Genomic DNA, 12,045 nt, shown 5'->3' with positions numbered 1-12,045 from the left:
AAATTCTCCTGTATGAATCAAGATCCTACCAATTACTTAGAGACCTGGGCTAGCATTGCGCATTTGATTGCTTTGGTACTGGTTCTCATGGCATGTATCAACTACATTGTTTATATGCTTATCGTCTCGATTATGGGCAACCGATCGGGTAAGTATAGTTTTGTGCTCAACAATGAGACGAAAGTAATGTTTATTTCCGCCATTGGTTTGTCTATTGCCGCAGCATTGGTTTTGAATGTGTTTATGCTCAACGAGAGGGACTTTAGTCATTTGTTTGTCTTCTCCTTGAAGTCTGGTTTGCCCGTTGGGATAGGAATTACGCTTGCGTATGCGTTTCATGTCTATCTGAGCCAGTATTATCCGTTTATACTAGATGCTCGATTGGCAGATATTCGCTTTAGAGAACGAAAAAGTCCAAAGTCAGGGCGATCAATGCGTCTGCTCAATGAGGAAGAAGAGGATGATTATTTGTCAGAAGAGATGATGATTCAGGAAGAGCAATTGGCTTATGATTTTGACGTTTGGTTAGATGATATATCAGGAGAGACCATCATTGAGACTTACAAAGGAACGACCAATCGTGTGTGTGACAAGTGCCATTTCCGTACACTCAAACTGATCAAAGAAGAGATTAGTGAAGAGACCATGATCAAAAGTAAACATTACCAATGCTCACATTGTGGACATAAAGAGCGAGTCCAGGATCTATAATATTAGGAAGATATCAAGGGAGCAATTGCTCCCTTTTTTGATGAAAATGGTTCAAATTGCAAGGCTTATGAAGAATGTGATTTACTTGGTCTCGGGTATTGTTTTGCTATTGGTTGGATGTGGTAAAAAACAGGAAGGGTATCAGCCCTCTGCCCCTACATCGGTAACACCAGTGCAGAAGGCAGAGTTTGTGGGGGCAGATGCATGTAAGGCTTGTCACGAAGAAGCATACCATGCATGGCAAGGTTCCCATCACGATGATGCGATGAAAATTGCAGATTCGTCTACGGTTAAAGGTGACTTTAACAACATTAAGTATTCTTCGAACGGAGTAGACTATTACTTCTTTCAGAAATCCAATGACTACTATGTCAATACGCAGGATGGCGATGGTGAGTATAAAGATTTTAAAGTCGAATATACTTTTGGCGTCACCCCACTCCAGCAGTATTTAATCCCTTTCCCGAATGGGGCCTATCAAACGCTACAAGCCGCATGGGACGACCAAGAAAATAAATGGTTCGACGTACAGTCACGTTTCAAAATAGATACTGCCGAATGGTTGCATTGGACACGAGGAGCTGCCCGCTGGAACACGATGTGTGCAGATTGCCATAGCACCAATGTGCACAAAAACTACAACGCAAAGGAGGATAGCTACCATACAACATTCAGTGAGATCAATGTCGCCTGTGAGAGTTGTCATGGGCCAGGGAGCACGCATGTCAACTATTATAAAGAGAGTCAAGATGGTCCTAAGCCGAAATTTTACATGTCTGCCGATATGGGGAGCAAAGAGTTGGTAGATAAATGTGCAAGATGTCATTCCAGGCGTGGACAGATCACCCCGTATTTTGATTACGAAGGGTCATATTTGGATCACTACCAACCCGCTCTGTTGACTGAGAATGTCTATGAACTAGATGGACAGATTCAAGACGAAGATTATGTCTATGGGTCGTTTATCCAGAGCAAAATGTATCACAACAATGTGTCGTGTAGAGACTGTCACGATGTGCATTCCCTTAAATTAAAAAAGCAGGGGAACTCATTGTGTCTGCAGTGTCATGAGCCGAAGTATGACTCACCTACACATCACAAACATAAAATAAACACTGAAGCGAGTCAGTGCATCAATTGTCACATGACGGGAAAGACCTATATGGGCAATGACTTTAGGCGAGACCATAGTTTTAGAGTCCCGAGACCCGATCAGACAGTGAAATACGGGACACCAAACGCGTGCAATAGTTGTCATGCTGACAAGTCTGCCAAATGGGCCAGTGATATAATCGTGAAAGAATACGGTACGGAGCGTCCTGATCACTTTTCAGATTTACTGTTAGCGGGGTATCATGGCAACAATGATGATTTGCTTCAGTTGATTATGAACTCTAAATACCCTGTGGTGGCGCGTGCCACAGCGGTCAACTATTATGGGCAGAGTGCTTCCGCTCAGGAACTACAGCAGATCACACGTTTTCTCAGAGATAGCGCTGCGTTGATACGAGGTGAGACAGTACGGGCATTGAGTAACCGTCCAGATGTCCCAGCTCATCAGTTGATCCAACCATTGATTAGGGATTCGGTTCGCTTGGTTAGAATCACAGCAGCACAGTATATGGCACGTTTGGATCCTCAGGCGGCCAATAATCCTGCTTATAAAGAAGCTATGAAGGAAAACCTAGCTTCTATGCAGATGCAAGCTGATTTTGCGTCAGGGCAGCATGCCTTAGGTATCTACTATGAAGGGATCGGGAATACCCCAGCGGCCATCACGGCCTACCGAAGAGCACTGGATATCGATGACCATTACAACCAAGCCAAAATGAACCTTGCACTGATCTTGTACAACCAAGGAGAGACTGAAGAAGCCATTGCGCTATATCTGGATGTCATCAGACAAGAGCCAGATTATAGTTACTCTTACTACATGCTCGGTCTGCTGTACAACGAGCAAGGTGACCTTCCTAAGGCAATGAAACATCTCTCTCTTGCTACACAAAAGCAACCTCCAATCCCGCGTGCATTCTACAACTATGCAACGCTGCTCTATCAGCAGCAGAATTTTGCAGAGGCTGTAATAGTCGCGCAGGAGAGTGAATTGTATTTTATGCTATCGGAGGAGATGCTCTATGTGAAACTGTTGTCACAAATGGGCGCGGAGGATTATGAGGCCGCACTGCGTAGTTGTCAGCAATTGATCGAAATGGCACCAAATAACCAGCAATATAGACAGATGTTCTCTCAGCTAAAAGTTAAATTGTAGCCTACCTAAGCATTTAGCCCTATGAAAATTTTCATTCCGTTTTTACTACTAGCAGTGCTTTTTGGATGTAAAAAGGACGAGTCACGCCTTCCTCAGGTCAACATGGACTGGAAACAGCGCACTGTTGAAGCTAGCCTCGACTCATTGTCGTCGGGTAGCACATACCTGTCCATATATAGCCAGATCAATAGCTACGATGAAGAGACCAAACATGGACTGACCGTCACTGTGAGTATGAGAAATATCTATGATGAAGACACGCTATATATGCATGGGATACGTAGCTATGACACAGAGGGGCACATGCTGACAGACTACATCTCACAGGATATTTACATCCTGCCGCTGGAGACTCTGGAGATCATCATCGACGAGGAAGATGACTATGGTGGGACTGGAGGCAATTTTATATTTGATTGGTCTGCGGAGGCAGGCAAAGAGCCATTCATAGAGGCTGTCATGATTCGTTCTTCTGGTCAGCAGGGGATATCTTTCACGACCAGAGGGATCAGAAGAGATTAATTGTCTTTTGCTCTAGTGTCAGACCAAAAGACAATCGTAGTAGTTATTATATCACCTCACCTTTGATTTTGAGCTTAATCGGGTCACCTACGCTAGGTTGTATCGTGACGCTCTTTTGGAAGCTACCGACTTTAGCTGCATTATAAGTAGTGCGAACTGTGCCTTTTTTGCCAGGTTGAATCTCACCTTTGGTATAGTCAGCTACTGTGCATCCACACGAAGCTTTGGCAGAGAGAATCATGAGAGGCTCGTCTCCTTCATTCAAAAATTCAAAGGATGCAGATACTGGTGTTCCTTGTTTGATCTGCCCATAGTCATGCATTGTTTTTGTCCAGACAAAAGCAGTTTCTTTTATCATGTGAAAGGCACTGAGTGCCACGATTAGCCCTAGGCCAAGCATTACATTTTTCATAATTGTATAGTTTATGATTATAAATTTGTTTGATCAAAGGTGTGTTTTAAGGATAGAAAGGACTGTTAATGAAATCCTATTCATTGTTAACGGGATGTTAAAACTTTGTGATCTGGTTAGATTTAGGAGATAAAGATTGATTTTTAATCCATGAAGCAGGCGTTTCCTTACTTAGTTAAATGAATAGACGAGCATTTCAGGTCTTGGTAGTGATGGCAGCCGTGTCTATAGTGGGGACACTGGCGGTGCAGTTCTTTTGGATGAAGAAGGCCTTTGATGTGCGTAACCAGCAGTTCGATCACAATGTCAAAAGTGCACTGCTCAATATCACAGAGAGCCTTTGCGAGATCAATCAAGAAGTTCCACGCACCGATGCGATCGAACAGGTCTCTTCTAATTACTTCATTGTCTACGTCAACAATAAGATAGAACCAAAGACACTAGAGTCACTGCTGAAGCGAGAGTTTGGGACACGTGCGATTCACGAAGGATTTGAATATGGCATCTTTGACTGTCGCAACCGTGATATGGTATATGGCCAGTATATTGATTTAGGGGAATCTGTAGAAACTTCCACGGGGATTGAGACATTCCCTCAGCTCAACAAGGATCAGTACTATTTTGGCGTGTATTTCCCGCATAAGGTCACAGGATTAGTCAGTCAGATGGGGATTTGGATTTTCTCCTCGCTCCTCGTACTGGTCGTAGTGATATTTTTTGCGCTTAGCCTTTTTATTATTTTTCGACAAAGACGATTGTCCGAGGTACAAAAGGATTTTATCAACAACATGACTCACGAGTTTCGTACACCCATCTCCACTATGGCCATCGCTGCGGAGGTTTTGAAGACTCCACAGATCGTGACACAGCCCGAGCGACTCAGCACCTATGCTGAGATCGTCGAGCGAGAAGCTTATCGTTTGCAAAGCCAAGTGGACCGAGTACTACAAATGTCCAATGCATCCAAAGATCAGATTGTCCTGAAGAAAGAATTTTTGGATATGGAGGCTTTGGTTGGAGAGCAGCTGCGCAGTTACCGTATCTCTTATGAGTCGGCACGACTAGAGATGAGCGTAGCAGATGACCTGCCACTTATCTATGGTGACAAGATGCATCTTGGCAATGTGGCGAGCAATCTTATCGACAATGCCATCAAATACAGTGACAATCAGCGAGAGGTAGCAGTGTCATTAAAAGCCTCGATAAACCATCTGGTCATAGTAGTCGCTGATAAGGGAAAGGGGATAGATGGGAAACACTTGAAAACGATTTTTCATCAGTTTTATCGTGTACCGACTGGCAATAGACATGATGTCAAAGGTTTCGGACTAGGACTGTATTATGTCAAAATGGTTGTCGTGGCACATGGAGGGAAGATAGAAGTAACGAGCCAGCTAGGAGAAGGGACACAGATGACGGTAACATTACCCATAGACAAGCCATGAACAAGAGAATACTGCTCGTAGAAGATGATCAAAATCTAGGTTTTGTGATCAAGGATAACCTGACTATCCAAGGGTATCAGGTAGATCTCTGTATTGATGGTGATGCTGGGTGGCTAGCTTATGAGAGAGGCGCCTATGAGCTTTGTCTTTTTGATATCATGCTACCGAAGATGGATGGATTGACTTTGGCACGTAAGGTCAGGACAGTGAACCCAAGTGTCCCGATTATTTTCTTGACGGCAAAGTCACTACAAGAGGATAAGTTGGCGGGCTTTGAAATCGGTGCGGATGATTATATCACCAAGCCTTTTTCTATCAAAGAATTACTCTACCGTGTGGAGGTATTCATGAAAAGAAGTCAGGTGATGCATGGCTATCAGCAGCAGGTAGAGATCGGTAGCTATCGTTTCGATCCCGAATCTTTCCAATTATCCTTAGGTAAAGAGATGAAGAAGCTCACGCGGCGCGAAGCGGAAATTTTGCACTATCTCCATCAGCGAGTCAACACCGTAGTAAAGCGTGACGAATTACTCATTGCGCTATGGGGAGACAATGATTATTTCAAAGGGCGCAGTCTCGATGTGTTCATATCCAAACTGAGAAAATATCTCTCCGTAGAAGAGCATGTAGACATTGAGAACATCCACGGGGTGGGGTTCAAGCTTCGTATCAAGAAGTCCTGAAAGGAGAATTTCCAGAATAGGCATGATAAGATGGATTGTCTTGTAACCCCACTCTGGAAATATCCCGAACTTCATGAAAGATACGTTCGTTTTGAGCGTAACTTTCATCTGACTATTTAATGAGGGATTTATGAGATACATGGTTTGGTTAATGTTGGGATTGGCTTGCGGGAGTTGTAGCACAGACAATAAACAAGAAAGCACAAGTATGGAGGATAGAAAAGAGAAGCTGGTAGAAGAGTTTGGAGTCTATGAAGAGGGGGTTTCACCAGAAAATGAAGCGTACTACAAAGCTTACGACAAGACCTTGGGTCTATGGCAAACGGTCTATCATCAGGTCTACGTCCCGACGAGCTACGGCGAGGCGCATGTGGTGGTTAGTGGACCAAAGGATGCTGAGCCATTGGTGCTTCTGCATGGTATGAACGCCAGCTCGACGATGTGGTACCCTAATGCCGAGGCATTGTCTAAAAAATATAGAATCTATGCAATAGACTACCTGCTCGAACCAGGGAAGTCCAAAGTAACAGGTGAAGTAGGTAGTATGGAGCAGGTGATGGACTGGTACACTCAGGTAGTGGATGGATTGAAATTGGAGAGATTCACGCTAGTGGGGGCTTCTAAGGGAGGATGGCTCGCCATCAACTATGCGTTGGCGCAGAGTGATCGTGTCGATAGACTCATATTACTCAGTCCTGTACAAGCGTTTGCGTGGATCAAACCAGGATTAGAGATGGTATCTAATCTCAGCTATGCGATCTCACCGAGCAAAGAAGACCTTAACGAAATGATGTCCGGTATGTCTGTTAATGCTGACCTGATCGCAGAGGCCTACAAGAACCAATATCTCCTAGGGACGAAAAACTCAGAGGAGGATATGCTGATAGTCAAAATGAGACCATTCTCTGATGAAAAATTGGAGACTCTAGACCTGCCTGTCTTATTGCTCATCGGAGATGATGATGCAATGAATAGCTCCAAAACGATCAAGGAGGCAAAGAAAATTTTGCCTCAGGTAGAAACGGAGACCGTGAAAGATGCCGGACACTTTCTCTCCGTTGATCAACCACAGTTGATCAATCAGCGAATACTCGATTTTATAGAAAAGCATCCTGTGAGCACAGAAGCAGGAGAGGATTAGAGAGGCTGTTCAACTTATTTTTTGTGATCATTAGAGCTTGATTAGACTCCATGATGGGATTTTGGTTCCTAAATTTTCTACATGTGAACAAAATATCCCGTGGATTTGAGCATATATCCCCTTTGTCACTGAAGGGAGGTTGATTACCTTAGGGATTGAAAAAAATGAGCTGATTTCAGAGTCAGCTATTATCTAATATACAATTACAATTTTTTATGAAAGGCAGAAAATTACGCATGGGAATGATCGGTGGCGGCCAAGGATCATTCATTGGCGAGGTACACCGATTGGCCGCTAATTTGGACGGACAGATTGAGTTAGTCTGTGGAGCTTTTAGCAGCAAACCAGAGGTGTCCAAGGCTTCTGGTCAGGCGCTATTCCTTCCCGAGAATAGGTGCTATGCGACCTACGCAGAGATGATCGAAAAAGAAGCAACTATGCCAGAAGGAGAAAGAATGGATTTTGTCTCCATCGTGACTCCAAATCATGTGCATTTCGAACCGACCAAGTTGGCTTTAGAAGCGGGATTTCCGGTGATATTGGATAAACCTATGTGTTTTGATTTTGATCAGGCACTACAGATGCAGGAGATTATTGGACGTACAGGACTACCCTTTGCCCTGACACACACTTATACAGGTTACCCCATGGTCAAGCAGGCCAAATCTATGGTCAAAGACGGTACACTAGGGAAGATCAAAAAAATCAATGTAGAATATCCTCAGGGTTGGTTGTCCGAAAAACTGGAAGACACAGGTGCAAAACAAGCAGCGTGGCGAACCGACCCGAAGCGCAGTGGCAAGAGTGGTTGTTTTGGAGACATCGGTACTCATGCGGCCAACATGGCTGAGTACGTGAGTGGATTGAAAATAACTAAGGTGTTGTCTCGATTGAAAACGGTCGTAGACGGGCGTTTGCTGGATGACGATGCGGACGTATTGCTAGAGTTCGAGGGAGGAGTTCATGGATTATTATCAGCTTCTCAGATATCTACAGGAGAGGAAAACGGTGTGAAGGTTCGTGTCTATGGAGAGAAAGGTGGACTAGAATGGAAGCAAGTAGACAACAATTCACTAGCCGTCACGATGCTGGGACAGCCCAAACAAATCTTGAGAGCTGGTGGAGACAATGACTACTTGAGCGAAATGGCCTTGGCGGCTTGTAGAATTCCTGCAGGTCACCCCGAAGGTTATTTGGAAGCATTTGCGAATATTTATAAAAATTTCGCCCTGTCGATGCGAGCACATGCTGCGGGACGAAAGGCTGATCTCACGATCCATGATTACCCTGGGATAGAAGACGGTGTACGAGGTATGGCATTGATCGATGCGATGGTAGCCTCTACCGAGGCGGGCAATGCCTGGACAGACGTAGTATTGAAATAATAATTGATAACTGAAGACGAGATAACGATGAAAACTATAAAAGGACCAGCGATATTTTTAGCGCAGTTTGCTGGAGACGAAGCGCCATACAATACACTAGATAATATGTGCCAGTGGGCAGCGAGCTTAGGATACAAGGCGGTGCAGATTCCCGCATGGGACACCCGACTGATAGACATCAAAAAAGCTGGAGAGAGCAAGGACTACTGTGATGAACTGAAAGGTACAGCGGCCAAATATGGCTTGGATATATCGGAGATATCGACACATCTCCAGGGACAGTTGGTAGCTGTGAACCCAGCTTATGATAGCATGTTCGATGGGTTTGCTCCCAAAGAAGTACATGGCAACCCAAAAGCACGTACGGCATGGGCGATCGACCAAATGAAGTCAGCAGCATCTGCTAGTCAAAATCTAGGGATAGATGTGATGGGTACTTTTTCGGGTTCATTGCTCTTTCATACTGTGTACCCTTGGCCACAGCGTCCTTCCGGATTAGTGGAGGCAGGATTCAAAGAGCTGGCAGACAGGTGGCTACCGATCCTTGACCATGCCAAAGACTGTGGTGTGGAGGTTTGCTATGAGATTCATCCAGGCGAAGATTTGCATGATGGGGTGACTTTCGAGCGATTCCTAGCTGCTACGGGCAACCACAGCAGCGCGAAAATTTTATATGATCCGAGTCACTTTGTTCTGCAGCAGCTGGATTACTTACAGTATATCGATTTCTACCATGAGTACATTCGTATGTTTCATGTCAAGGATGCGGAGTTCAATCCGAATGGTAAATCAGGCGTATATGGCGGCTATCAAGATTGGGTAGACAGACCGGGGCGTTTCAGATCGCTGGGGGATGGACAGGTAGATTTCAGAAGCATTTTTAGCAAGTTAAGTCAGTATGGGTATGACGGGTGGGCAGTGCTAGAGTGGGAGTGCTGCATCAAGTCACCAGAGCAAGGGGCAGCAGAAGGCGCACCTTTCATCGCCGATCACATCATCGAAGTGACTGAAAAGACTTTTGATGATTTTGCTGGGAAAGACACAGATGAAAAGGAATTGAGAAATATTTTAGGACTGGATTGATTTGAATTAATGCTTAAGATAGGAAAAGCACGAGATCGTGCTTTTCCTGTTTTGTAGGAGAATAGATTAGGTATGGACATCACGATCAGGGAGACCAAAAAATTACCTCAGGAACAAATTATTGCACTTTATAATGCCAACGGATGGAGTGCTGCCACTAAGCCAGAGCAGCTGTGTCAGGCACTTGCGCATTCGCATCGCGTCGTGAGCGCATGGGAGGAGGAGCGATTGATAGGTCTGGGTAATGCCATATCTGATGGTTTTATGGTAGTATATTATCCGCATTTACTCGTGCATCCCGACTATCAAGGCCAAGGGATTGGGCAGATGATCGTAGGTCGAATGCTCGAAACCTACAAGGGCTTTCATATGCAGATGCTTACTGCTGACGGTAGAGCCATTGATTTTTACCAAAAGATGGGGTTTGAAAAGGCTGGCAAAACAGAATCTATGTGGATTTATGCCGGAGACGAACATTAAAGTGACATTATGATAGCGCGAATTTGGAAGGGGAAAACGAAGGTAGAATACGTGGAGGCGTACTCAGCATTTATGAAGGCTCGCGCCATACCAGATTATAAACAGGCAGATGGATTTATCAAATTGACATTCCTGAGTCGAATAGATGATGCCCATGCTTATTTTAGGCTGGTGACTTATTGGGAAAATTTGGATGTGAAGGATCCTGAGAAAGCAAAATACTACCCCGAGGATAAAAAATACTTGATAGACTTCCCCGACACGGTAACGCACTATGAGGTTTTTGCGGAATAAACTTTCCTTAATACAGGTGACTCCCCAAGGATAAAAGCCTACAGCACTATCTGCCAGTTTACTTGGAACTAATCGGCTCTGGGTGCAAATTTGTCCTCAGTGAAAAAAGCAGAAGAAACACAGCGGAGTGTGGTGATCGGTGCAGGGATAGCAGGGCTTGCTTCGGCGATTCGGTTAGTGGCCAGAGGGTTTCATGTGGATGTCTATGAAGCCAATGCCTCACCAGGAGGCAAGATGAGACAGCAGTTTGCACAGGGCTATCGCTTTGATATGGGTCCTTCGATAGTAACACTGCCTCATTTGATTGACGAGCTGTTTGCTCTCCATAGCAAAAATCCTCGTGATTACTTCGATTATACTTTGTTAGAGAAGCCGTTCAAGTACTTTTATGAAGATGGCACGGTGATTCAGGCGTATGCAGATACTGATAGGTTTTCCCAAGAGATAGCTAATAAAACAATTGATACGCCTCGTCGCTTTCGTAAGTATCTCAAAAACATCAAACGAAAATATACGATTACCCGACCAGTGTTTATCGAGCGATCTATTCATCGTGTCAAAGATATCTTGCATCACAACGTCGTGCTGGGATTGATTCGTTTCTCTAAGATCGAAGCATTCAAGACCATGGACCGTGCCAATCGCAACCACTTCAAAGACCCCAAGTTGGTCAAGATGTTCAACAACTATGCGACCTATGTAGGGGCTAATCCGTTCGTTGCGCCCGCGACTCTCAACGTGATTCAGCACCTAGAGATCGGGTTAGGTATGTATATGCCAGACCGAGGGATATATTCTATAGTGGAGGCGCTACACCGACTCGCGGTAGAGATTGGCGTGACTTTTCATTTCAATCAAAAGGTCGACGAAATCCTAGTAGAAAACCGAAAGGCTAATGGTGTCATCGTTCAAGGACGCTCGATACGCTACGATACTGTGGTGAGTAACATGGATGTTTATCTGACCTATAAATATTTGTTGCCGAAGGTCGCTGGACCTAAGCATGTGTTGTCTCAGCCTAAGTCCAGTTCGGTGATTGCATTCTTTTGGGGGATGAACAGGTGCTTTGATGATCTCAATGTGCACAATTTGCTTTTTACCGAGGATCAAAAAGAGGAATTTAGAAGTATCTATTCGGATCATAAAATTAGCAAAGACCCTTCTTTGTATCTCTACATCTCTTCCAAGGTAGTTCCGAGTGACGCACCAGTTGGAAAAGAAAACTGGTTCGTACTCATCACAGCTCCCAACAACCAAGGCCAGGACTGGAAAGCTATGGTAGCAGAGGCACGAACTACGGCGATAGCTAAACTCAGTCGTATGCTGGGTATGCCTATCGAAACGCATATCAAGTATGAAGACCATATCGATCCTGTCTCTATAGAGGCTGATTTGTTTAGTGCATTTGGCTCGGTATATGGCAATAGTTCCAATAGCATGTTCGCGGCATTTCTTCGTCATGCCAATTTCTCGAGGAAGGTCAAAAACCTCTATTTTGTGGGAGGAAGTGCGCACCCTGGTGCTGGGATACCCATGTGTCTGAACTCAGCGAAGATCATGGATCAAGTGCTGAAGCAGCGCTGAGATTGTTTTGAGACTGTCGATTCTGAGGCTTACAGA

12 protein-coding genes are annotated in these 12,045 nt (G+C 44.6%); 11 read left to right on the top strand and 1 reads right to left on the bottom strand.

Annotated features, from left to right (window positions below):
- Positions 1 to 12: 12 nt before the first annotated feature.
- The 3 genes from BUB99_RS07120 (at position 13) to BUB99_RS07110 (ending at position 3,502) form a co-directional block, all read left to right on the top strand.
- Positions 13 to 711, top strand: a complete 699-nt coding sequence (locus BUB99_RS07120) for a hypothetical protein (RefSeq protein ID WP_073120953.1) — start codon at positions 13 to 15, stop codon at positions 709 to 711.
- Between the two features lie 67 nt (positions 712 to 778).
- Complete coding sequence (locus BUB99_RS07115) at positions 779 to 2,980, top strand: tetratricopeptide repeat protein (protein WP_073120951.1); 2,202 nt, start codon at positions 779 to 781, stop codon at positions 2,978 to 2,980.
- A 21-nt stretch (positions 2,981 to 3,001) separates the two neighbouring features.
- Positions 3,002 to 3,502, top strand: coding sequence for a DUF3124 domain-containing protein (locus BUB99_RS07110; RefSeq protein ID WP_073120949.1), 501 nt, complete (start codon positions 3,002 to 3,004; stop codon positions 3,500 to 3,502).
- Positions 3,503 to 3,548: 46 nt separating this feature from the next.
- Here BUB99_RS07110 and BUB99_RS07105 read toward each other — a convergent pair whose 3' ends face one another.
- Positions 3,549 to 3,914: a DUF1573 domain-containing protein gene (locus BUB99_RS07105; RefSeq protein ID WP_073120947.1), complete on the bottom strand. Its 366-nt coding sequence runs from the start codon at positions 3,912 to 3,914 to the stop codon at positions 3,549 to 3,551.
- Between the two features lie 179 nt (positions 3,915 to 4,093).
- Between BUB99_RS07105 and BUB99_RS07100 the strand changes: the two genes are divergently transcribed.
- From BUB99_RS07100 to crtD, 8 genes are all read left to right on the top strand, one after another.
- The gene (locus tag BUB99_RS07100; protein WP_073120945.1) at positions 4,094 to 5,359 is read left to right on the top strand and encodes a sensor histidine kinase; all 1,266 of its coding nucleotides are present in this window, start codon (positions 4,094 to 4,096) and stop codon (positions 5,357 to 5,359) included.
- A complete protein-coding gene (locus BUB99_RS07095) occupies positions 5,356 to 6,042 on the top strand; it encodes a response regulator transcription factor (RefSeq protein WP_073120944.1) in 687 nt (228 codons plus the stop codon). The genes BUB99_RS07100 and BUB99_RS07095 overlap by 4 nt, the downstream gene beginning before the upstream one ends.
- A 208-nt stretch (positions 6,043 to 6,250) precedes the next feature.
- On the top strand, positions 6,251 to 7,183 hold the full coding sequence (locus tag BUB99_RS07090; RefSeq protein WP_170863750.1) for an alpha/beta fold hydrolase: 933 nt from the start codon (positions 6,251 to 6,253) through the stop codon (positions 7,181 to 7,183).
- Between the two features lie 215 nt (positions 7,184 to 7,398).
- A complete protein-coding gene (locus BUB99_RS07085; protein WP_073120939.1) occupies positions 7,399 to 8,568 on the top strand; it encodes a Gfo/Idh/MocA family protein in 1,170 nt (389 codons plus the stop codon).
- A 27-nt stretch (positions 8,569 to 8,595) separates the two neighbouring features.
- Entirely contained in the window at positions 8,596 to 9,651 is a 1,056-nt protein-coding gene (locus BUB99_RS07080; RefSeq protein ID WP_073120937.1) for a sugar phosphate isomerase/epimerase family protein, read from the top strand.
- A 72-nt stretch (positions 9,652 to 9,723) separates the two neighbouring features.
- Positions 9,724 to 10,131: a GNAT family N-acetyltransferase gene (locus BUB99_RS07075; protein ID WP_073120935.1), complete on the top strand. Its 408-nt coding sequence runs from the start codon at positions 9,724 to 9,726 to the stop codon at positions 10,129 to 10,131.
- 9 nt (positions 10,132 to 10,140) lie between these two features.
- Positions 10,141 to 10,425, top strand: a complete 285-nt coding sequence (locus BUB99_RS07070; RefSeq protein WP_073120933.1) for a hypothetical protein — start codon at positions 10,141 to 10,143, stop codon at positions 10,423 to 10,425.
- Positions 10,426 to 10,524: 99 nt separating this feature from the next.
- Positions 10,525 to 12,009: a 1-hydroxycarotenoid 3,4-desaturase CrtD gene (gene crtD, locus BUB99_RS07065; protein ID WP_073120931.1), complete on the top strand. Its 1,485-nt coding sequence runs from the start codon at positions 10,525 to 10,527 to the stop codon at positions 12,007 to 12,009.
- The last annotated feature ends 36 nt before the right edge of the window (positions 12,010 to 12,045 follow it).

Source organism: Reichenbachiella agariperforans, from assembly GCF_900142205.1.
In the GTDB taxonomy this organism is placed as follows: Bacteria; Bacteroidota; Bacteroidia; order Cytophagales; family Cyclobacteriaceae; genus Reichenbachiella; species Reichenbachiella agariperforans.
Note: the sequence above shows the minus strand (reverse complement) of the source record. Positions and strands in the feature narration are given on the sequence as shown.

Coding starts and splice junctions, on each gene's coding strand:
- BUB99_RS07120 (WP_073120953.1), top strand. CDS start 13: ATGAATCAAGATCCTACCAATTACTTAGAGACCTGGGCTAGCATTGCG.
- BUB99_RS07075 (WP_073120935.1), top strand. CDS start 9,724: ATGGACATCACGATCAGGGAGACCAAAAAATTACCTCAGGAACAAATT.
- BUB99_RS07085 (WP_073120939.1), top strand. CDS start 7,399: ATGAAAGGCAGAAAATTACGCATGGGAATGATCGGTGGCGGCCAAGGA.
- BUB99_RS07115 (WP_073120951.1), top strand. CDS start 779: ATGAAGAATGTGATTTACTTGGTCTCGGGTATTGTTTTGCTATTGGTT.
- BUB99_RS07105 (WP_073120947.1), bottom strand. CDS start 3,914: ATGAAAAATGTAATGCTTGGCCTAGGGCTAATCGTGGCACTCAGTGCC.
- BUB99_RS07095 (WP_073120944.1), top strand. CDS start 5,356: ATGAACAAGAGAATACTGCTCGTAGAAGATGATCAAAATCTAGGTTTT.
- BUB99_RS07070 (WP_073120933.1), top strand. CDS start 10,141: ATGATAGCGCGAATTTGGAAGGGGAAAACGAAGGTAGAATACGTGGAG.
- BUB99_RS07090 (WP_170863750.1), top strand. CDS start 6,251: ATGGAGGATAGAAAAGAGAAGCTGGTAGAAGAGTTTGGAGTCTATGAA.
- BUB99_RS07110 (WP_073120949.1), top strand. CDS start 3,002: ATGAAAATTTTCATTCCGTTTTTACTACTAGCAGTGCTTTTTGGATGT.
- BUB99_RS07100 (WP_073120945.1), top strand. CDS start 4,094: ATGAATAGACGAGCATTTCAGGTCTTGGTAGTGATGGCAGCCGTGTCT.
- BUB99_RS07080 (WP_073120937.1), top strand. CDS start 8,596: ATGAAAACTATAAAAGGACCAGCGATATTTTTAGCGCAGTTTGCTGGA.